This is a genomic window from Thermococcus alcaliphilus, assembly GCF_024054535.1.
Taxonomy (GTDB): domain Archaea; phylum Methanobacteriota_B; class Thermococci; order Thermococcales; family Thermococcaceae; genus Thermococcus_A; species Thermococcus_A alcaliphilus.
In genome coordinates, this window is record NZ_JAMXLV010000018.1 from 88,914 (window position 1) to 109,433 (window position 20,520).

The window sequence follows — 20,520 nt, forward strand, 5'->3', positions numbered from 1 at the left end:
CACCAAGAGGATATCACCCTCATTCTATTTATAGGAATCGACGGCTTCAATCACATTCGAAATGGAAAGACTTTTAACATTGTCAACATAACTGAAACTGTCATCACTATAATCGAGGTGGTAGAGATGGATAGAGTTGCAAAAGCTAGGGAAATAATCGAAAAGGCAAAAGCTGAGAACAGACCACTTGTGGAACCGGAGGCAAAGGAAATTCTCAAACTTTACGGCATTCCAGTTCCAGATTTTAAGGTTGCAAGAAATGAGGAAGAAGCTGTTCAATTCGCAAGAGAAATAGGCTATCCAGTTGTTATGAAGATAGTTTCTCCACAAATTATCCACAAGAGCGACGCTGGTGGTGTTAAGATCAACATAAAGAACGACGAAGAGGCTAGAGAAGCTTTCAGAACTATTATGGAGAACGCCAAAAACTACAAGCCCGATGCAGATCTTTGGGGAGTTATAGTGTACAAGATGCTCCCCCTTGGCAAGGAAGTTATCGTTGGTATGATAAGAGATCCACAATTTGGACCCGCAGTAATGTTTGGTCTTGGTGGAATATTTGTCGAGATTCTTAAGGATGTGAGCTTTAGGGTTGCTCCAATAAGCAAAGACGAAGCCCTTGAGATGATCAAAGAAATAAAGGCTTACCCAATCCTTGCCGGAGCAAGAGGAGAAAAGCCAGTTGACATCGATGCCCTTGCGGATATAATTGTCAAAGTTGGAGAATTAGCCTTAGAGCTTCCAGAGATCAAGGAGCTTGACATAAACCCCATCTTCGCTTACGAAGACAGTGCAGTTGCAGTTGATGCTAGAATGCTCCTTTGATTTCTCTTCTTTTTAAAAATTTGGAGAAGAAGCTCAATACCAGGTTTCAGCTATAACATCATGCTTGTGTATGCTTTCATGACTTACAACCTTTACGTGGATTTTGCCCTTAAATTTCTGCTTTGCCTTGAATATTATCTCTCTCGCAACATCTTCCACGAATTTTGGATTTGAGTACATATTCTGAACAACTGCGTTCTCATCAATGGTCTTCAATAAGGTATATGTCGGGGAGCTAAAAGAACTCTCTACCACATCTATCATATCTTCTAGGGCTATTTCCTCATTGTAGTCTGTTCTTATTTCGAGTGTCGCAACTGCTCTCTGGATGTGGGTTTTCCCTTGATTGTTAGCCATCGCGTGTGGACAAGCGGTGTTTCCAATTACCTTAACCCTTAAAACTTTCTCAACTTGCCCGGGCTCTTTTATTACCCCAACCTCAACATCATACGTCTCAAGGCTGATTTTTTTGCTGGCAGGTGTTTCCCTCTCCATGATAAGCTGTGTTTTAATCCACACTTCAGCCCTCTTATGGGGATGCTTTCCTTCCAACCTCTTTATCACCGCGAGACCAAGTTCTTCAAGAGAAGTGTGTGCTTCTTTCACTTCCTCCTCAACGGCCTCACTCATTGTTTCGGTGATGCTTTCAACAAGCCTGCTCATGTGGATGCCTTTCTTTTCCTCAGGAACGTCTATCGTGATCTCAAATGTCGGGATAAAGGTGTAAAGCTTACCTTTCCAGTTTATTCTCGCTATTGTTCTCAAGTTTGTTATACCAACTCTGTGAAGTCTCTCTTTGATCTCTGGAATCTCTTCTTGAGTCTCGAACATTTTCTCACCTCCATTAGGAGAACCTAATCGGTTCTTTTAAACTTATCTCAAAAATCTCATAAGCTTCTCGTAACTTTCTTTTGCTACAGTAATATCTTCCCTGTTGAGTCGATACCCGTATTTTGCTTTCTCAAACACGCGGGTAAGTTTATCCAAATCCTCCAAATCCTCAAAAATATCCCTTAGCTTGTCCTCATGCTCCCAGTGGGTCCAGCTTTTTTGATAGGGATAACCTTTCCTTATTAACCCCGCAACGACGTTTTTGTACATTTTGATTATTCTTTCCTCGGGACTCCCTTCAATTGAGTCAAAAGTTATCTCAGGATCAAATTTGGCAATCTCAAGTTTTTCTGGTTTCCTTCTTCTAGTTATAAAAAGAAGAACAAGGATAAGGGCAAAAACGAAAATTGGGGCAAGATAAGCATAGCCTGGAAGGGGTTCATAAGTTATTTTGAAAGTATCATTAAAAAAGCTGAACTTCGGGTATTTTATTATAGGCGCTTGAACGCCCCTATAAGGCTCAACCCTCCTGCTGAAAAGAGCCCTCAGAGCTATTACAATCGCCAAAATAATTACAAGCTCTCGGAGATAATCTCCTTTTGTTCGCTTTCTTTTTTTAACTGACTGCAGAGGGATACCCTTCTCGAAAAGAAACCATACTGAATAGGCAAGAAGTCCAAAAAATAGTGCTGCCCACAGGATGTAAATCACTTCGATGTTGAAGGTGCTTTGTCCATGTTCCACAGTAGCCCTAAAGAGCACGGCAAAGAGCAACAACATAAGCAAAAATGGCAGTATTTGCCTCATATCTACCGCCCGTTTATTATGTAGTAGACGGTCCTCAGAGGGATGTTAAGTTCTTCACTTATCTCCCTAGGCGTTTTTCCGCTTTTAATGAGCTCTTCAATAAGTTTTAATGTAGCCGGATCATACTTTTTAGGTCTTCCTCGGGCGTGGTTCATAGGGACAAGCTTGATTCCCATTTGGTTAAGTGCTTTAATGATTTTTTTGGAAACCTTTGGATACAAACTCGGAGGGCATCCGATGACTTTCACATTTGGAGCCCTCTCAAGTATCTTCACAAGGATTATCTTGGTTGGTCTGAGATTTATGTAAACCTCAGTGACATCCCTATTAAGCTTCTCCTCTATTTTTCTTAAGAGCTCATCATTATTTCTCGCCTTTATCTCAACCCTCATCCTTCTCACCCTTGGAGGAGCTCCAAAAATTGTTTTGCCTTATCACTCTTTGGCATAAACTTCTCAAATTTGCTTGTATCCTCAAATAGCGCCATGTGTAAGCCAGAGAGTACAAACTTCTCTATAGCTTCTTTGAGTTCTTCTTCATCTATCCCAAGCAGCTTACTCACTTTTTCTTCATCAAAGGGGCTAACTCCATACAGAATAACTCCGCCCAAAAGGTAGTTGGGGATGTTCGAAATCTCGCTCCTCTTCCCGCTTAAGAGAGTCTCAATTTCACATTTCTTAATAATAAGCATACTGCCAAATCCAGTACGGAACTCTGGCTCATCCATAAACGGCAGATCGAAGATTGAGTAATGGCAATCTATACAAGGCCTTATTTGGGGGTATAGGCCAATAGTTTCTCTCTCTTTTTCAGAGGTTAGGTAGTAATATCTGAATAAATCTAAGGCAAGAATTTTAGCCCCGTCTTCGGGATATAGGGAAGCATAGGCGAGTGATAGGTTGTCTATGGTGTAGTGACTGTTTATTAAAACGCCCTTAGTTTTCACATAGGTTAAGAGCCTCCATCTGAATTTTCGACCAAAGCGCTTCTTGAGTTCCCCGTCTATATCGGCATCTACAGGGAGCTCAACTCTTTCTTTCTTTAACCTTCCTCCCTGCCAGTACTCCACCTCTATTCTCATCCCCTTTCTTTGAACCTGACCTTTTTCCTTGAGCTTGGACTTTATCTCCTTAAAAGTATCTCTAGTTTTGTTGCTCTTTTGCCCCAGAATTCTAAGAACATCACCAGAGTAAGCCAAATGAGGCAATATTTCCATTCTTCCAAGCTTAATGGGCTTTTCAGAGATTCTTATTGAGTTGAGTTCTTCCTTGTTAGTGATGTCTTTAACTTCAATAATTTTCTTCCCTTTGTAAAATGTATAATTGGATTCTATTGTAGCAAGGGCCATTTTATGGGCTGTTATTGCCGTTCTAAGCCGTTCAAGGGTTAGCATGCGGTAGTGATTTCTCAGCAGAATTCTTCTGATATGAGGATCTCGTTCCCTTTTACTTGACATTGTATAAGAGAGCGTCTCACCAACTCTACGGGAAAGTTCTTCTTCCAAATCTTTAAGGAAGCCAAGATTGCGGTTTAAATTAAAAGCTAAATAAAGAGGGTCGAAATTCTCAAATAACCTGCCCATGTTTATTTTTATATCGTCCAAAACCCTATTTATCTGTGCTATAAGCTCCTCAGTTGTCGTCATGGCAGGAGTTCCTCATTGGCAATTTTTTCGGGGAGATATTTTCTCGCAACGAACTCCAAACTCTTGTTTGCCAGAGCCTGCTGTTCAATCCTAACCCCCCACTTGAGTGCCAATTTAAGCTGTCTCTGCCATTCCTTGTTCTGGAACCATGGGTAGTTCATCTCCTCTATAATACGCTTGTAATCCCCGGTTGGACCACCTTTCTTGTTTGGCGGAATTCCCTTGAGCTTTTCTGTAACGTTTTCAAGACCGTATTTCTTAATGTCGTCCATCGTCATGCCAACAAACTTTGCCTCCGGCGTTGCAAGCTTTTCACTGAGATAAGCGAGGTTTATTGATCCCTGCTTGATTGTAGAGTAGATGTACCATCCATAAGGGTCACCGTCAGTAAAGACAATTATCGGCAAACCTTCCTCGTAGTGAAGCCTGTGAATGAGCCTCCTAACGCCTCTTGAAGCCTGTCCCTGGGTAGCCACTATGAGAGCTTTCTCCTTCTTCGGGTACTTTTCTTCTATAAGCCTGTCCGCCATAGCGGCAGTCTCTACTACAAGGACATAGTCCACATTAATTTCTGGGAACTCTATATGCTCCACGGTTCCGGGGACTGCCCATCCACCCATACCGAGCTTTGACGCGTTGAACTCATCTTCTCCGTCCTTAATAACAATATCACCATAAACATATCCTCTTCTGTCTGCAGTTATGTGCATTTCCTCTCTCAAAACACCGAACATTCTCTCCAGATCCTCTATTATGGGATCGCTCTCGCTCTGATCTTCGAAGGTGTTTTCCTTCGTACCGGGGATTGTGTGTTTGTTTGCATAATAGGCTTCTCTCAAGCTTGCGTGCTTACCCTCAGCAACCAATCTCTTTATGTATGCCGCTATCAAGAGCGTCTGCATAAATTTCCTAGCATGGGCAACGTGAAAGAGGTACCTCCTTGAGGTCTTGTTGCCCATTTTAATTAAGCGATCTTTTTCATCGAAATAAACGTTGCTGAGGCCTCTTGTAGGAACATCTATAAAGGGATTTCTACCCGCTTTTATTTCTTCGAGAACTTCTTTTCCGAATTCCTCAAGCTTTTGAAGGACTTTCTTAGGATCGTAGCTGAAGCGTTCCTTAGGCTTCTCACGTTTAAGCATTCTCCTCAGCCTCCAGTGGCTTTTCTTCTATGGTTTCAAATTTCTTTTCAATAATCTTTATCAGAAGGGTTTTTATTGTGTCTTCAGGCTCTCCGGTTAGAATGCTCAAAGCTCTACTTATCTCGGGAACGTACTTCTCAAACGTCTTCCTTCTTTTCACCTGGTAGAGCTTGCGGTGTTTTCCTCCAAGATATTTAGCAAGTCTTCTCGCAACTTCCATTACAGCAAGTCTTATTTCTTCGTATATCTCCTCTTCACTGGCGACGCTTTGCTTTCCTGTAGAGGTGTAGGGAACGTGCACACTGATTACATTAACCAAAAGCACCAGCGGCGTTCTTTCGAGATCATCCACTCTATATCTCTTCCAATCGATATTTCTTGCTGCGGAGGTTATAACACACGAACCGGCATCAAAGAGCAGAGGAACCCTGTTAGCGTATCTAAGAAGGTCAAAACCACTGCTCAGCTCTCCCCCAAATGCCAAGCCCACTTCTACTTGGAAAGGAATTCCACCACGATAGACTTTGGGAGGTCTTGTTACGGCGGTTACGAACTCTGGCTTTAAAATTCCTAAAAGTCCTTTTTCTATGTTTTCCTCTCCAATTGGTCTTAATCCATGGGTTGGGGGAGCTAAAAATGTCATGTACTTAAACGCTTCTACAATTTCTTCAGCCTCGTGCCAAGTGAGCTTATCCGGAGACTTTTCCATAATTTTTCTGACTTCTCTGAGAACTTTTTTAGCTTTCTTTCCAAAACTTGCGAGTACTCTATCGACCTCTCCCTCAGCGAGCCTTTTTAAGAGTTGTTCCCTGACATTCTGTTCCTCTTCTTCCTTTATAAGCCTCAATGCGGTTATATATTTTACAAGCTCGTCTATTTTTTTGTCGCTTATTCTTGAAAACTCCCCTATAAGAAAAGTCCTCACTGTTGTTCTTGTCGTTCTTCTGGCCATTCTGTAAACATCATCTGTCATTACTCCCTTTGGGTGGGGTTTCATCTCCTCCGGAGGCTCTGGAACTTCTTCACTGCTTCTCGGAAAGACTATCAACTTTCCATCAGGCTCTATAAGTTCAATATGGGCATGAGGATTAGCTATCGCGGTAAGCTTAAGATACCAGTAAGGGCCCTGCTTGGAGCGGATGTAACGAACTTCCTTAACTTCCATTTCTATTCTCGTTCCCCTCCATCCCGTAGGGTTGGGGTGTTTTATCTTTTTGAAAATTTTTCCTTCGTTTTTTTCCACATCTATGCCGACCCAAGCTTCTATTATCTCATCACCACCAGTGGAGGTTATAACTCTGGTGGCTTTTCCACTGGTGATTTGAGCAAACATTACGGCACCGCTAATACCAATACCCTGCTGACCCCTGCTTTGAATATTTCTATGAGCCTTTGTACCAGCAAGCATTTTACCAAAGACATGTGCTATGAACTTTTCTGGAATTCCAGGGCCGTTGTCTTCAACGATTATTTTATAGTGCTCATTTCCAAGTTCTTCTATCTCGACTCTAACGTAAGGCAGGATACCAGCTTCCTCGCAAGCGTCCAAAGAGTTTGTTACCGCTTCGTGGATAAGAGTCGTAAAGGAGCGCAGTTTTCCAGTATAGCCAAGCATTGCGGCATTTCTTCTAAAGAACTCACTGACACTCTGGATTTTAAACTCTTTAAACAGCTTGTTTGCTTCAGAATTCGCCATAATACATGCCTCCCTCAAGCTCTAAATCCTTTTTTCTTCTTTCAAGATATTTGTAAACGGTTCCGTGGGGGGAACCTTTGGCGAGCTTTTCAATAGCCGTTTTGGCTATTTGGACTTGAATTGGGTTTCCAATGATAGCAACGGTCTTTCCATAGACACTTATGTCTGTCCCACTCATTTCTTCGATTATCTCCCTTGTCCTACCCTTTCTACCAATTATTCTCCCTCTAACCCTTGGAAGGGCATTCTTCTCATTCCCTACAACAACATCTGTCAGGTCAACGACTTCAAGAACCTCACCTTCGTTAAGCAGTCTGAATGCCCTCTCTGGAGAGAAGCCCCTTCCAATAGCCAACACAATATCTCTCGCTTTCCATACTGCCAAAGGATCGTCAGTTTTTTCTGTGGAAGTGATAAATACCTCCCCTGTTTGACTGTCTACCTCTATCTTGGTTTTTGTCGCCTCTTCAATCTTTTTCTTTGTCTCGCCCTTTTTCCCTATAACTACTCCAATTCTCTCTTTAGGAATCCTCACAAACTCTTCCTGCTCGCCTAGGGCCTCAAACTCCTCAATTTCAAAGGACTCCTTTTTTTCTCCCTCTTTGTCTACATACTCATACTTTTTCAGCTTCTCTTCAAACTCATCCATTTCAATCACCCGCTAGCTCTCTAAACTTTTCTTCAAGATTATCAACCGCCACTCCCTTTTTAGCGAAGTAATTGATGACATTTCTTAAATCACGATAGAGCAGTGAGAGCGCCATTCTATTCCTCTTCACCGTTGCCTGAGACCAGTCAATTATTACAGGCTTATCCCAGATTAGGATGTTATACTCACTGAGATCACCGTGAACCATATCTCCTCTCTTCCAGAGCTTTTCAATTGAATCCATAGCAAAGTTATAGAGCTCTTCAAATTCTTCTTTAGTGAGTTCTTTTTCCACGTCTTTTAATCTTGGAGCGGGGTATTCATCCCCGATGAACTCCATTATGAGAACGTTATTGCTAAATGCTATTGGTTCTGGAGCCCTAACAGCGTATTTCATTGCCCTCTGGAGATTTTTAAATTCCCTCCTAGTCCATACAAAGACCAGCTTTCTGATGTCTTTTGGTAGATAGCCAATTCTTGGATCCGCTGCTAAATACTCCCATATTCTCCTAAATTCGGTTGTATAGGTGCGATAGATTTTAACAGCAATAGGATTGCCATCGGCATCGATACCTCTAAACACATTCGCCTCTTTTCCCGTTGAAATCACACCAAGCAGTTTTTCTATGTTTCCCCTTCGATGGAAGTAGGAAAGGGTGTTAACAGTTGTCCTGTCAAATACTTCACTAAACACTTTATAGAGCTCACTATCCTTTTCCCTACGCTCTTCTAATCCTAGAATCTGCGATATCTCTTTATCTATGTCTTGGATTTTCATAATCCATCACAGAGTTAAGCCGCCGGTAAGGAAATCCTGAGTGATCTTGTTCTTCCTGATAAGCCAGTCGACTTGGGTCTTCGTATAGCGATAAACTATGTCTCCCCTTTCGTCGCTTTGCACTTCCCAGGGTTGGACTATAACCACATCCCCAACTCTAATCCACATTCTCCTTCTCAGCTTCCCCGGTATTCTGCACCTTCTAACCTTTCCATCCGAGCATCTAACATCCATCCATCCTGAGCCTAGAGCCTGCTCTACTATTCCGAACACTTGGTTATCCTTTGGGAGGGGAACTCTAATGACTTCCTCCCCTTCAACAGTTCTATTTTTATCGTTTCTTGGCATGAACATCACCCCACGTAGTTTATTTGATAACCTTATAAGCCTAAGCTTTTTGCAAATATTTTCCACTATCAATTAATTGAGATGTTTTTAAAATTTTTGCATGAATTCATTTAAACATCCATAAAGTTGAAAAGGAGAAGAGCCTAAACTCCAATTACGGAAAGAGGGGGATGAAATATGAAAGAAACAATACTCCTCACGGGCCCTCCCCTTAACGGACGGGATGAATATGCGGAAGAAGCGTTAAAGCTTGCAAAAAGTGAGAGCTTTCAGTATTATCACGTGTTTGACTATCTGAAGGAAGTCGGAAGAGAAAAGGGCGTCAAAATTACAAGAAAAAACGTTTTAGACTTTGCGATAAGCCATCCGGATTTGATGAACAGCATTCGCGACGAGGCGTTCAAAAGGATAAAAGACGAAATCGAAAAGAGCGAAAAGGCTTTTCATTTAGTCTCAACTCCAGCTCTGTTTAGATGGGGAAGTGGGAGCGTTTTAGGTTTTACCCTAAGCAACCTCAAGCTCTTAAAGCCGAGTAGGGTCATCATAATGCTCGATGACATCCTAAGTGTCAGAAGAAGGATAATCCACGATAAGGAATGGTTTGAGCGCTTTGGAGAAGACAAAGAGAACATTAAGCTCACAACCCTTGTAATGTGGCGTGAAGATGCCATAAACCACGTGAAAACCCTCGTGCATGAACTCAACAAGGAGGGGGTTCAGGTTAGGTATGTCCTTCATTTTGGAATTAGACACCCACCCCAGACGTTTATAGATTTAATCTTCCATGAAAAAGAAAAACCCTTAGTGTACCTAAGCTACCCCATGACAGGGCATGAGGAGGAATACTACCATAGGATTAGGGGATTTTACGAGAAGCTCAGCAGGCATTTCACGGTCTTAGATCCTGGAGCGCTTGACGACTGGTGGATTGTTGCAGAGTATGATGCCCAAGTAGAGAAAAACCCAGAAGTGCAGAGAATAAAAATCAAGAACATCTGGGATGGTGAAGAAATAGAAGAGCTCGACAGAGAGGATATAGAACAAGCCACCGATATTTTAAGGAGACAGCTCGTTGAGAGAGATTTCAATTTAGTGGATGTGAGCAAGGCCATAGCGGTCTATCACTATGCCCAAGGAGTATCTGCTGGGGTCATAAGCGAGATGGCTGAAGCATATAGGACTCTAGGAGCTATTTATCTCTACTACCCGTTTAAAAAGAGGCCAAGCCCATTTATGGAATTCTACGGCATGCAAAATCCCTCAAGGAGAACAATGTTCAAGGACGAGGATGAGATGATCCAAGCTATGGTTGAAGAGAAGGAGTACTGGACAAAAGCATAAACTCTTGCTTTATTTTTAACAATCTAAAAGAACAATAAGAAAAGAGAGAAGAAATCACTTCTTGACCCATCCGCGGTCTTTCATTGCTTGGTAGACTCTGCTGACTGCAACTACGTAAGCAGCGTCTCTCATGTTGATGTTCTTCTCCTTGTGGGTGTTGTAAACGTCCCAGAAAGCCTTGGTCATCTTCTTGTCAAGCTTTGCCCTAGTCTCCTCAACTGTCCAGTAGTCACCGGTTATGTTCTGTACCCACTCGAAGTAACTTACTGTAACACCACCTGCGTTACAGAGGAAGTCTGGGATTATGAGTATGCCCTTCTCGTAGAGGATCTCATCTGCTTCTGGTGTAGTTGGACCGTTTGCAAGCTCGGCAACGATCTTGGCCTTGATGTTGTCGGCGTTCTTCTTTGTGATGACCTCTTCGATAGCTGATGGTGCAAGGACGTCAACTTCGAGCTCAAGGAGCTCTTCGTTGGTTATTGTTGTTGCTCCTGGGAAGTCCTTAACGCTACCGGTCTTCTTCTTCCATTCGAGGACTTCATCAGCGTTGAGACCATCTGGGTTGTATATACCGCCCTTGCTGTCGCTGACTGCAACAACCTTCATTCCGTACTCTTCGCTCATGATCTTGGCCATGTAGTATCCAGCGTTACCGTAACCTTGTATGGCTATTGTCTTGCCCTTAAGTGTGTCCCATCCTAGAGCCTTTGCGGCTTCTCTAACGGCGTAGCTTGCTCCTCTAGCTGTGGCGTCCATTCTTGCTATGATACCACCAACGCTTGGTGGCTTACCTGTGATAACACCAAAGGATGGGTCCTTTCTTCTTGAGATTGTTTCATATTCGTCCATCATCCATGCCATGATCTGTGGGTTAGTGTAAACGTCTGGAGCTGGAATATCGGTATATGGGCTTATAACATCATAGACAGCTCTTACATATCCTCTAGCAAGTCTCTCCTTCTCTCTGTCGCTCATTTCCTTTGGATTACAGATGACACCACCCTTACCTCCACCGTATGGGAGGTCCATAACAGCAGTCTTCCAGGTCATCCAAGCAGCCAAAGCCTTAACGGTGCTGAGTGTTTCTTCGGGGTGCCATCTAATACCACCCTTTGTTGGACCGCGAGCCCAGTTGTATTGGACTCTAAATCCTGTGAAAACTTTTACAGAACCGTCATCCATCTCGACTGGAATGCTGACCTCAACAATTCTTTGTGGCCTCTTTAAAAACTCAAGGGCCTCTTCACTTATGTCCATATATTGGGCAGCTCTTTCAAGCTGCTTAACGGCAATTTCAAATGGGTCTTGCTCAACCATGTTCATCCCTCCAATTTAGGTGATTGGCGATACAAATTTGAGCAATAGCCTATATAAACTTTTCGCCGAAAGTGGTTAGAGAACCGATATTTTTAAACAAAAGGTTATGTACATACATTTTCCTATAAATAAAAAACATCTAAAAAAGTTTTCTGATGGAGGAGCTCCCAGAGGCTTTTTTTAGCATACATCAATGCCTAAAAAAGTGTATTGACGTATGGAAAGTTTTAACTATGTCAAAATATTTTAAAAAAGTAAAAGTGCCCTCAGCGAGAAGTCGGTCATCACCATTCAGCTCACTCTTGTTCCAATCATCGGGACATACTTAATTATTCCCAAAATCCTTTTAAAGCTAAACCCACAGTCAACGTTATGCAGTTATATAATATTTCTCAATTGCGAAATTTTAAACAGTTGTCCAAAAAATCATATTACGCTAGTTTTAAGTATCGTCGTCTTGACAAATATCCAGATTCTAAGTTTTAAGTGTTTGTAAATCGTCTTTTGTCGAAATAAGCCAAGAGAAAAGTTTATTAATGGAAGAAAACATAGACACATTTGCCGATATTTGTACATCGGCACAGCTTTCCATACAACACTATACGAGGTGAATTAGATGGAGCAAAGGGATAGGTGGGCAACCAAAATTGGTTTGATCTTAGCTATGGCAGGAAACGCAATAGGTCTCGGAAACTTCTGGAGATTCCCCTATCAGGCCGCCAAGAACGGTGGCGGTGCGTTCATGATTCCCTACTTTGTCGCACTGTTCCTCCTTGGAATACCCATCATGTGGGTAGAGTGGGTCGAGGGTAGATATGGAGGTAAGTATGGCCACGGTACGTTGGGCCCAACATTCTACTTAATGGCCAGAGAAAGCTTGAAGCCAAAGACGGCATTGATATTTGGTATGATCGGTGGTATGTTGGCATTCTCAGTTACAACATTGCTCAACAGCTATTATCTGCACATTATAGGATGGTCAGCAGCATACACCTACTTCAGCGCAACCGGAGCATACTTTGGAAAAGACTCCGTGGAGTTCCTTATTAGCTATCTAAGCAACAATACCCAAGTGTTCATCTTCTGGGGTATCTCAGTTGCACTCCTCGGTGTTGCAGTAGGTCAAGGTGTTAGCAAAGGTATCGAGAGATGGGTTAAAGTAATGATGCCAGCTTTGTATGTGGCAGCTATCTTATTGGTTTTGAGATCTCTCACCCTTGGTTCACCAGTAAAACCAGAATGGAGCTCAATTAAGGGATTTGAGTTCCTATGGGAGCCAAGATTTAGCGAAGTAACATGGCAATCAGCCCTTGCAGCTGCAGGACAGATATTCTTCACACTCTCCCTTGGTATGGGTATCATACAGAACTATGCCTCCTACCTGGGCCCAGAGGATGACGTTGCACTTTCAGGTTTGGCAACAGTTTCACTCAACGAGTTTGCCGAGGTTATCCTCGGTGGTTCAATTGCTATCCCAATAGCCTTCGCTTACCTTGGCCCAGAAAAGGCTATAGCAGGTGGTGTCGGTTTAGCATACATAGCTTTACCAAACGTCTTCATGAACATGCCAGCTGGACAGCTATTCGGTGCAATATGGTTCCTATTGCTCTGGTTTGCAGGATTCACATCAGCTATAGCCATGTACAACTATCTTGTCGCTCTGCTTGAAGAGGATCTAAAGATAAGCAGAAAGACAGGTTCAGTTATGGTGTTTATACTCTACTTCCTCTTGGGACTTCCAGTCGTCCTAGATCCAACAAAGAAGTTCTTAGAGCTTTACTACCTCACAGAGCTTGACAACTGGGTTGGAAGCTATCTCCTCGTAGTACTTGGTCTCTTTGACATTATAGTTGCAGTATGGCTCTTCAAGCCAGACAACTTCTGGGAGGAGCTTCACAAGGGAGCATACATCAGAGTTCCAGAGTGGGTTAAGCCGATAATCCTTTACATAGCTCCAATTTATACAATAATCCTCTTGGTATTCACAACCAAGGACTATATAACTGGAGGATACTTCAAAGCAGTCCCAGCATACGTTAAACCAGAGCTTGCCCAGTATGCCAACTGGGTCTGGTACGCAAGAATAGTGATGTTCATAATACTCATCATTGGTGCCATTGAAGCATACATGGCCATTAAGAAGAAGTATGGCGAGGAATTAGCAAAGAACGAGGTAATAATAAAGCTCTGAGGTGGTGAAAAATGAAGGCAAGTGCTTTGGCATTTATGTCCCTTGCATGGGGCGTAATATTAATCTGGATGTACTTGGCAGTGAGCAAGTTGCTCAAGGCAGGGCAAAAATCTTAAAGCCCTTTTCTTTTCTTTATAATATTTAGAGGAGGTGTTCTTTGTGAAAAGTCCAGAGCTTCTTAGGGAAACTGCAAAGGTTTTAGAAGAGACCGAGGAAAGAATTAAAAGTTTAACTTCCCTCTCACCAAGGAAGAAGCAAAGTGCTCTAAACAAAATAAGGGAGGCAAAAGAGAATTTTAAAAAAATGGCTGATGAAGTTGTTATTGATAACGAAGAGCTTGCTAACTTTTTCTTAAAGCGAGCTGTTAAGCTAAAGAACTCTACAAACGACAAGACCATAGAGCGATTAGGGGAGAAAGAGTACATGAAGAGCGTCGAGGCGATGTTTAGATATTCCAAAGCCGCACCGTATGATTTTGCGGGGTATATGAAATATGTAAACAGAGCTTACAAAGCATACGTGTGGGGTATGATAAGCTTTTTTGTTGTAACCGCGTTCTTGCCGGTGGAATTTAAAATAACTTCCCTCATATTGCTGATCCCGATATTGCTTTCTCTCCTGAGTTTAAGGAAGAGGGGATATACGGGACTTATGCTGGCTTTTGCAGCAACCCCAATTCCTCTAATAACAGGTGCCCTTGCAGTGAGGGCTTATTTAGATGTGTTCATAAGCCCCAGTGGACTTCAAGAAGCCGCTCAAGGATTGGGAGTATCTCCAACTACTGCCCAAATCGTCGCTGGAGTAATGGTGCTCTTTGGAATTGCCGAGCTGTTGCTGTTGAGCTATGCTATCTACATGTTTTACAAGCACAGACACGCATTCCTCTGAAAAGAAAATTAAAATTTAGCTCTCAATAGAGAGCTTCGTTTCCTTTTTCTCCCGTCCTTACTCTTATCGCTTCATAGACAGGCAGAATGAATATCTTGCCATCCCCGGGTATGCCTCGTCTCGCATTTTGAATTATTGTACTAACGACTTTTTCCACATCCTCATCTTTAACAACTATCTCAATCTTCATCTTCGGCATGAGCTCATAAGGTGGTACTCCTCCCTGCACACCCCTGCCCTTGACGGGATAAGCAGTCATGGGCACTATCCCCATTTGCTTCAAAGCCTTTTGAACTCTATCAAAATCCTCTTCCCTAACAACAGCTTCAATTTTTCTCATAAGTTCCACCAAATATAATTAGGAAAGAAAAGAAGATAAACTTTTCTAACCCAGGTATTTCAAAGCTCTTTCAAGTCTCTTCTTTGGAATTCTGGTTTCTTTTGCCAGTTTCACTAAATCGGCATTTTTAAGGTCTTCAATGTTTTTAATTCCAGCTTTCTTTAGTTTTTCAACGGTCTTTGGGCCTATACCCTTTATAGCCAGAAGCTTTTTCTCGAATTCTTTTTCTTCCTTTGTTATCTCTTCAAGCTCAAGCTGACGTTTGGCTTTACTGCTCTCCCACCTTTCCTCCAAGTTCTGAGCACTTGCAACGCTTATGCTTTCCCCTTTCTCTTCTTCATCTAAGGGAATTTCCGGTGGTTCAATGTAATCGGGAACACTCGGAGGCTCCTCACTCACGTAAACCTCGATGTTTATTGGGTGAAATGGATTGTCAATCTCCTCCACCTCTTCTAAGAATTCCCTTTCTTTGAATTCACGGCCTTTGAAGTACTCTTCTAGAGCGTTTGCCAAGCGGTGGAAGTAGTTTGTGTGCTCCAAAAGACGGTTTTTGCCATATTCCTTTGCTTGACCCGTGGTTATGAGGAAGGGCCAATCACTGCTCTCAATAAGCAAAAGCTCCCTTCCAAGCTGTTCTAAAACTCTATCGCCAAACTTGTCCTCATGGAGATATTTACTTGCAAGGGCGACCATCCTTCTCTCTGCAAGATGTATATGCTCCCACATCCACTCCACTTCTGGATTCCACCATGTGTAATGAGTCCCGTACATTCCCCACGAACCCTCTGGAAGCTCTATCTCATACCTTTCCCCTTGATAGTTCTCAAGGAACCTTGATATCGTTGTGCTCTCTATGCCCTCCTTTTCCATAAGCTCCAGTACCCTTCCAAGCCATTTAACACCCTCAAACCACCAGTGACCAAAGAGTTCCGTATCGTAAGGTGCAACAACTATGCCTTTTTCTCCGTATTCTCTCTCATATTCTTCCAGGAGAGACTTAACTAAGCTTACAAAGTGTCTTGCATGTTCCTCAACCCTTTCTAAAGCCTTTTCTGGAACGTAGGGTTTTTTCCCCCCAAGGTCGACTTCTTTGGATGTAACCCTCCAGTACTGTCCTCCACTCTTTTCTGCTTTTTTGTGGAACTCCCTATACCAGAAATCCCCTGGATACCCTATATCCGCACTCCAAACTTGGAGCCCAGTTTCCCTGTTCCTCGCGAACACAGCTATGTTCGTTCCCTTTATGAAGTAAGGTCTCAGTGTAGACTTCTTGGTCTTTGCAGGGAGGATTTTCCCATAACCAAAGCTTGCTGGACCTTCATCTATCAGGTGGCTTTCAACGAAGAAAAACTCCAATCCGTACTTTTCTAAAAACTTTTCAATACCTTTTCTCCACAACACTTCTCCGCTGCTTGGGCTTTGCCAAAGCCCCTCTGGCCTGTAAGCACACTCTGGAAGCCATATACCCTTTGGCTTCCTTCCAAAATATTTTTCGTAGGTGAAAATTCCATTGACAATCTGTCCCTCAATTGCTTCATCCCTCTCTAAGAGAGGTAGATAGCCGTGGGTTGCTCCAGATGTTATTATCTCTATGTATCCTTCATCTTGCAACTGCTTGAGAACCCCAAGTATGTCTCCGTTTATGCTCTTCCAGTACCCATAGACTCTAGTGAAGTAATCAAGCATGTAAGAAATTGCATGTTTAAGCTTTTCATCCTCGTATTTTTCCAAGTCCTCACGCATGGCTTTGAGTTTTCTCTCCATGTATTCCTCAAATCCCCTCTTTATGTACTCATCTGCAAGCTGCTCGGCTAATATCGGTGTGACACCTATTACCAGTTGAAACTTTACCCCTTTTTTCTTGAGCCTCTCAAACTCCATCAAAAGAGGTATGTAAGTCTCAGAGATAGCCTCAAAGATCCACTCCTCGCCAAAAGGCCATTTGCCATGTTTCCTTACATAGGGAATATGGGTGTGTAGCACAAACGTAAAATATCCTCTGACCATAAAATACCACCTCTATGCTGCAATTCTGTAGAACTTTATTAACTTTTGAGTATTTAACGATTTCGGAATGGAAATTCCTTTTATGGTTTAAAAATGGTTCATAACGATGAAATACTTGAGAATGTAGAGAATGTACAAGCACCGCTATAATTTAAAAGCATTTGGAACAACTTTCCCTAGGTGGGAAGAGTGAAGCAGGAAATGAGCAGTGTCGACATCAAATACATAGTAGAGGAGCTGAAGTCCTTAGAGGGGGCTAGGGTTGACAAAATATACCACGATGGAGATCAGATTAGAATAAAACTCCACGTAGCGGGAGAAGGGAGGAAAGATCTTATTATTGAGGCAGGGAGAAGGATTCATCTAACAACCTATATAAAAGAAACTCCCCAACAGCCCTCTTCGTTCACCATGCTTCTCAGAAAATACCTGAGCGGCTTGAGGCTTGAAAAGATAGAACAGCACGATTTTGATAGAATAGTGAAACTCAAAATAGGGGAATATACACTAATAGCCGAGCTCTTTAAAAGGGGTAATGTTATTCTCGTTGATAAAGATAATGTCATAATCTCTGCCATGAGGTATGAAGAGTTTAAAGATAGGGCAATAAAACCAAAACACGAGTACAAACTCCCTCCTGCGAGAGAGAACCCCATTGACGTTTCTTGGGAGAAGTTTAAAGAGCTCATATCATCTCAAGAAGTTGAGATAGTTAGGGCTTTGGCGAGAAGCCTTAATATGGGCGGGTTATATGCGGAGGAGATTCTTCTAAGGGCTGGAATAGAGAAAACCAAGAAAGCCAACGAGTTGAATGAAGATGAGCTCAAAGCTATCTTTGATAGGATGAAAGAAGTTTTTAACTCCCCGAAGAAGCCAAACATAGTATATAAAGACTCTGCACCCATAGATGTCCTTCCAATCGAGCTCAAGTGGTATGAAGGCTATGAGAAAAAATTCTTCGAGACTTTCAGCGAGGCTTTAGATGAGTATTTTGGAAAAATCCTCATTGAGAGTGCAAAAATTGAGAGAACCAAAAAGCTTCAGGACAAAAAAAGAGGGTTAGAGATTACTCTTAGAAAGCAAGAAGAAATGATAAAAGGTTTTGAAAGGCAGATGCAGGAAAATCAGGAGATCGGCGACTTAATCTACGCAAACTTCACCTTTGTGGAAAACCTCCTCAAAGAGCTTTCAAAGGCAGTTGAAAAGCTTGGGTGGGAGGAATTCAAGAAAAGAATAGAAGAAGGTAGAAAATCAGGCAATAAAGTAGCTCAGATGATAAAAGGCGTAGATCCAAAAGAGAAGGCCGTAACGGTCGAACTCGAAGGTAAAAAGGTAAAGCTCTACCTCAACAAAAGCATAGGAGAAAATGCCGAGATTTACTATGAGAAGGCCAAAAAAGCAAAGCACAAGCTTGAAGGGGCAAGAAAAGCTTATGAAGACACACTGAAAAAGATTCAAGAAATTGAAAAGCTCATAGAGGAAGAAGAGAAAAAAGAACTCAGCGTGAAGAAGCTTGAAAAAAGAAAGAAGAAGTGGTTCGAAAAGTTCAGATGGTTTGTAAGCAGTGAAGGCTTTCTGATAATAGGGGGAAAAGATGCCACAACAAATGAGATAGTCATAAAGAGACATATGAGTGAGAACGACCTCTACTGCCATGCAGATATTTATGGAGCGCCACACGTGGTAATAAAAGATGGCAAGAAAGCTGGGGAGAAAACGATATTTGAAGCCTGTCAGTTCGCAGTTTCCATGTCAAGGGCATGGAAAGATGGAATATACTCCGGAGACGCTTACTGGGCAGATCCGAGCCAAGTAACAAAAAAAGCTCCAAGTGGAGAATACCTGGGTAAGGGAGCCTTCATGGTTTATGGAAAGAGAAACTGGATGCATGGACTACCCGTAAAGCTCGCCGTTGGAATAGTAGAATATGAAGGAGAGAAGCTCCCAATGTGTGGGCCTGTTGATGCCGTTAGGGCTCATACGAATAAGTACATCATTATCCGCCCGGGAAGAACAAAAAAGAGCGAACTTGCCAAAAAAATAGCTAAAATTTTCGAGAAGTGGGGATACAAAGTGGATCTTGATGAGTTAATGCAAATCCTACCGCCCGGAAACGGTGAGATTGTGGAGGTGGTCGAATGATAAACCTCTATGCAATAGCCCAGAGAGAACTTGCAAAGGATTTACTCTTCGAGGTTGACGATGAAGTAGTGACGTTCTCTGTAAAGGGGGTTATGATAGCAAAGACGAACTCAAAGGGCTATAATTTTTCTTTTGTTGAGATTACAGACAATGAGTTTGTGCTGGCAGTTCAGATGAGAGGGTATGTGATTTATCTCGGCTTAGAAAGCGATGAAGTAATTGACGAGGATGCTTATCCAGAGCTTGTGAGGGCGTTGATAAACCACCTCTTGCCAGCCCTTCACACACTTATTAGGGAAGCCGAGAAGAGCTATAATGGAAAAGCAGATCTGCTTTTAGATGACAATATGAGCCCCGAGATGAAAGAATTCTTTTATGAGTTACTCCTCAAACACAAGAGGGGACTGCCAACGCACGAGCAGGTCGATGTTGCGTAGCAAAGGTTTTTAAAGAATCTGCATGTAGGGAGGAACCATGAAAAGAACCGAGTATTATTCGTATGCAGTTGGGGAGCTTCCAGAAGGATGTAAGCTTTGTGTTCAAGGAGCAAAGTTGGTGCTCTTTACAACCGGGGTTTGTCCCAGAGATTGCTTCTACTGCCCCCTAAGCCCCTGGAGGAGAGGAGATGTCAGCTATGCAAATGAGAGGCCCATAAAGAGTCTTGACGACATAATAGAAGAGGCCAAAATCCAGGAGGCTTTGGGTGCGGGAGTTACTGGAGGAGATCCCCTTTCGAAGATAGATAGGACTGTGGAATATATAAAAGTCCTAAAAGAGAACTTTGGAGAGAAATTTCACATCCACCTCTACACTACCGGAGCATTAGCCACAAGAGAGAACCTTGAAAAGCTTTACTCAGCGGGTTTGGATGAAATACGCTTCCACCCAGATCTTTTTAACCCCAACTCCAGGCTTCTCCAGAAAGAGCTTGAGAACATAAAGAATGCTTTTGATTTTGATTGGGATGTTGGCGGAGAAGTTCCGAGCGTTCCTGGGCAGGAAGAGAGGATTAAGTGGTTTGCTGAGTTTTTAGATGCCCGTGGAGCTAAGTTTCTCAACATAAATGAGCTTGAGTTCAGTGAGACCAATTTAGATGCCCTTCTCTCAAGAGGACTTAGAACTGTTAGCGACGAAAGTTCAGCTATAGCGGGGAGCCTCGAACTGGGGCTGAAGATCCTTGAATGGGGAGAAGAGAACACCTCCCTGAACTACCACCTATGCACAGCCAAGCTTAAGGACGCCGTTCAGCTGAGAAACAGGCTCAAGAGGATGGCAAAGAATATCGCCAAGCCCTATATGGAAATCACGGAAGAGGGAACCTTAAGGTTCGGGATTGCGGAGTATGATGACCTAATAGAACTCTACAATTTGCTTGTAAATGAAGCGGAGGTTCCAGAGGAGTGGCTCTACATAAATACAAAGAAGGGAAGGATTGAAATGCCCATAGAGGTTGCAGAAGAGCTTGCCGATGCAATAGAAGGGGATGTAAAGTTCTACATAGTCGAGGAGTATCCGACGTGGGATCGAATAGAGGTCGAGAGGATTCCGCTTCCGTGATTTGATTAGCTTTTTT

At 42.6% G+C, this 20,520-nt stretch carries 19 protein-coding genes; 7 read left to right on the forward strand and 12 right to left on the reverse strand.

The features are described 5' to 3' along the window. The first annotated feature begins 126 nt into the window (after positions 1–126). On the forward strand, positions 127–825 hold the full coding sequence (locus tag NF859_RS03235) for an acetate--CoA ligase family protein (protein WP_004070156.1): 699 nt from the start codon (positions 127–129) through the stop codon (positions 823–825). Positions 826–858: 33 nt separating this feature from the next. Here NF859_RS03235 and NF859_RS03240 read toward each other — a convergent pair whose 3' ends face one another. From NF859_RS03240 to eif1A, 9 genes are read right to left on the reverse strand one after another with little or no spacing between them, the layout of a single operon-like run. After that, positions 859–1,656 carry a GTP cyclohydrolase IV gene (locus NF859_RS03240; RefSeq protein ID WP_087038115.1) on the reverse strand — a complete coding sequence of 266 codons (798 nt, stop codon included), beginning with the start codon at positions 1,654–1,656 and terminating at the stop codon, positions 859–861. A gap of 42 nt (positions 1,657–1,698) precedes the next feature. After that, a complete protein-coding gene (locus tag NF859_RS03245; RefSeq protein ID WP_042701672.1) occupies positions 1,699–2,463 on the reverse strand; it encodes a DUF4129 domain-containing protein in 765 nt (254 codons plus the stop codon). Between the two features lie 2 nt (positions 2,464–2,465). Next, positions 2,466–2,855, reverse strand: a complete 390-nt coding sequence (locus NF859_RS03250; protein WP_004070150.1) for a DUF1699 family protein — start codon at positions 2,853–2,855, stop codon at positions 2,466–2,468. A gap of 5 nt (positions 2,856–2,860) precedes the next feature. Then, the gene (locus NF859_RS03255; protein ID WP_252742986.1) at positions 2,861–4,108 is read right to left on the reverse strand and encodes a DUF530 family protein; all 1,248 of its coding nucleotides are present in this window, start codon (positions 4,106–4,108) and stop codon (positions 2,861–2,863) included. Next, positions 4,105–5,250: a DNA topoisomerase IV subunit A gene (locus NF859_RS03260; protein WP_252742987.1), complete on the reverse strand. Its 1,146-nt coding sequence runs from the start codon at positions 5,248–5,250 to the stop codon at positions 4,105–4,107. The genes NF859_RS03255 and NF859_RS03260 overlap by 4 nt, the downstream gene beginning before the upstream one ends. Beyond that, complete coding sequence (gene top6B, locus NF859_RS03265; RefSeq protein WP_252742988.1) at positions 5,243–6,946, reverse strand: DNA topoisomerase VI subunit B; 1,704 nt, start codon at positions 6,944–6,946, stop codon at positions 5,243–5,245. Before top6B ends, NF859_RS03260 begins: the two co-directional genes overlap by 8 nt. Then, positions 6,933–7,595, reverse strand: coding sequence for a KH domain-containing protein (locus NF859_RS03270; RefSeq protein ID WP_252742989.1), 663 nt, complete (start codon positions 7,593–7,595; stop codon positions 6,933–6,935). The genes top6B and NF859_RS03270 overlap by 14 nt, the downstream gene beginning before the upstream one ends. Before the next feature lies 1 nt (position 7,596). Further along, complete coding sequence (locus NF859_RS03275; protein ID WP_252742990.1) at positions 7,597–8,373, reverse strand: serine protein kinase RIO; 777 nt, start codon at positions 8,371–8,373, stop codon at positions 7,597–7,599. A gap of 6 nt (positions 8,374–8,379) precedes the next feature. Then, positions 8,380–8,727, reverse strand: coding sequence for a translation initiation factor eIF-1A (gene eif1A / locus NF859_RS03280; RefSeq protein ID WP_435371996.1), 348 nt, complete (start codon positions 8,725–8,727; stop codon positions 8,380–8,382). Between the two features lie 171 nt (positions 8,728–8,898). Between eif1A and NF859_RS03285 the strand changes: the two genes are divergently transcribed. Then, on the forward strand, positions 8,899–10,062 hold the full coding sequence (locus tag NF859_RS03285) for a hypothetical protein (RefSeq protein ID WP_252742992.1): 1,164 nt from the start codon (positions 8,899–8,901) through the stop codon (positions 10,060–10,062). A 54-nt stretch (positions 10,063–10,116) separates the two neighbouring features. Here the strand turns inward: NF859_RS03285 and gdhA are convergent, their stop codons facing one another. Next, complete coding sequence (gdhA, locus tag NF859_RS03290; RefSeq protein WP_252743079.1) at positions 10,117–11,379, reverse strand: glutamate dehydrogenase; 1,263 nt, start codon at positions 11,377–11,379, stop codon at positions 10,117–10,119. A 616-nt stretch (positions 11,380–11,995) separates the two neighbouring features. On the opposite strand from gdhA, the gene NF859_RS03295 reads away from it, so the two are divergent. Both NF859_RS03295 and NF859_RS03300 read left to right on the forward strand, forming a co-directional pair. After that, on the forward strand, positions 11,996–13,570 hold the full coding sequence (locus NF859_RS03295; protein WP_252742993.1) for a sodium:neurotransmitter symporter family protein: 1,575 nt from the start codon (positions 11,996–11,998) through the stop codon (positions 13,568–13,570). 159 nt (positions 13,571–13,729) lie between these two features. Further along, positions 13,730–14,458, forward strand: coding sequence for an alpha-glucosidase (locus NF859_RS03300; RefSeq protein WP_252742994.1), 729 nt, complete (start codon positions 13,730–13,732; stop codon positions 14,456–14,458). A 22-nt stretch (positions 14,459–14,480) separates the two neighbouring features. On the opposite strand, the gene NF859_RS03305 is transcribed toward NF859_RS03300, so the two are convergent. Further along, on the reverse strand, positions 14,481–14,798 hold the full coding sequence (locus NF859_RS03305) for a P-II family nitrogen regulator (protein WP_225807730.1): 318 nt from the start codon (positions 14,796–14,798) through the stop codon (positions 14,481–14,483). A 45-nt stretch (positions 14,799–14,843) separates the two neighbouring features. Then, positions 14,844–16,805, reverse strand: a complete 1,962-nt coding sequence (locus tag NF859_RS03310; protein WP_252742995.1) for a 1,4-alpha-glucan branching protein — start codon at positions 16,803–16,805, stop codon at positions 14,844–14,846. A gap of 189 nt (positions 16,806–16,994) precedes the next feature. Between NF859_RS03310 and rqcH the strand changes: the two genes are divergently transcribed. From rqcH to NF859_RS03325, 3 genes are read left to right on the forward strand one after another with little or no spacing between them, the layout of a single operon-like run. Beyond that, positions 16,995–18,947: a ribosome rescue protein RqcH gene (rqcH, locus tag NF859_RS03315; RefSeq protein ID WP_252742996.1), complete on the forward strand. Its 1,953-nt coding sequence runs from the start codon at positions 16,995–16,997 to the stop codon at positions 18,945–18,947. Continuing rightward, a complete protein-coding gene (locus NF859_RS03320; RefSeq protein WP_252742997.1) occupies positions 18,944–19,384 on the forward strand; it encodes a hypothetical protein in 441 nt (146 codons plus the stop codon). The genes rqcH and NF859_RS03320 overlap by 4 nt, the downstream gene beginning before the upstream one ends. A 37-nt stretch (positions 19,385–19,421) precedes the next feature. Further along, entirely contained in the window at positions 19,422–20,504 is a 1,083-nt protein-coding gene (locus NF859_RS03325; protein WP_252742998.1) for a radical SAM protein, read from the forward strand. Positions 20,505–20,520: the final 16 nt, after the last annotated feature.

Bases quoted from the DNA above. Each gene is read 5' to 3' on its own strand.
- NF859_RS03235 (WP_004070156.1), top strand. From the start codon at position 127: ATGGATAGAGTTGCAAAAGCTAGGGAAATAATCGAAAAGGCAAAAGCT.
- NF859_RS03240 (WP_087038115.1), bottom strand. From the start codon at position 1,656: ATGTTCGAGACTCAAGAAGAGATTCCAGAGATCAAAGAGAGACTTCAC.
- NF859_RS03245 (WP_042701672.1), bottom strand. From the start codon at position 2,463: ATGAGGCAAATACTGCCATTTTTGCTTATGTTGTTGCTCTTTGCCGTG.
- NF859_RS03250 (WP_004070150.1), bottom strand. From the start codon at position 2,855: ATGAGGGTTGAGATAAAGGCGAGAAATAATGATGAGCTCTTAAGAAAA.
- NF859_RS03255 (WP_252742986.1), bottom strand. From the start codon at position 4,108: ATGACGACAACTGAGGAGCTTATAGCACAGATAAATAGGGTTTTGGAC.
- NF859_RS03260 (WP_252742987.1), bottom strand. From the start codon at position 5,250: ATGCTTAAACGTGAGAAGCCTAAGGAACGCTTCAGCTACGATCCTAAG.
- top6B (WP_252742988.1), bottom strand. From the start codon at position 6,946: ATGGCGAATTCTGAAGCAAACAAGCTGTTTAAAGAGTTTAAAATCCAG.
- NF859_RS03270 (WP_252742989.1), bottom strand. From the start codon at position 7,595: ATGGATGAGTTTGAAGAGAAGCTGAAAAAGTATGAGTATGTAGACAAA.
- NF859_RS03275 (WP_252742990.1), bottom strand. From the start codon at position 8,373: ATGAAAATCCAAGACATAGATAAAGAGATATCGCAGATTCTAGGATTA.
- eif1A (WP_435371996.1), bottom strand. From the start codon at position 8,727: ATGTTCATGCCAAGAAACGATAAAAATAGAACTGTTGAAGGGGAGGAA.
- NF859_RS03285 (WP_252742992.1), top strand. From the start codon at position 8,899: ATGAAAGAAACAATACTCCTCACGGGCCCTCCCCTTAACGGACGGGAT.
- gdhA (WP_252743079.1), bottom strand. From the start codon at position 11,379: ATGGTTGAGCAAGACCCATTTGAAATTGCCGTTAAGCAGCTTGAAAGA.
- NF859_RS03295 (WP_252742993.1), top strand. From the start codon at position 11,996: ATGGAGCAAAGGGATAGGTGGGCAACCAAAATTGGTTTGATCTTAGCT.
- NF859_RS03305 (WP_225807730.1), bottom strand. From the start codon at position 14,798: ATGAGAAAAATTGAAGCTGTTGTTAGGGAAGAGGATTTTGATAGAGTT.
- NF859_RS03310 (WP_252742995.1), bottom strand. From the start codon at position 16,805: ATGGTCAGAGGATATTTTACGTTTGTGCTACACACCCATATTCCCTAT.
- NF859_RS03320 (WP_252742997.1), top strand. From the start codon at position 18,944: ATGATAAACCTCTATGCAATAGCCCAGAGAGAACTTGCAAAGGATTTA.
- NF859_RS03325 (WP_252742998.1), top strand. From the start codon at position 19,422: ATGAAAAGAACCGAGTATTATTCGTATGCAGTTGGGGAGCTTCCAGAA.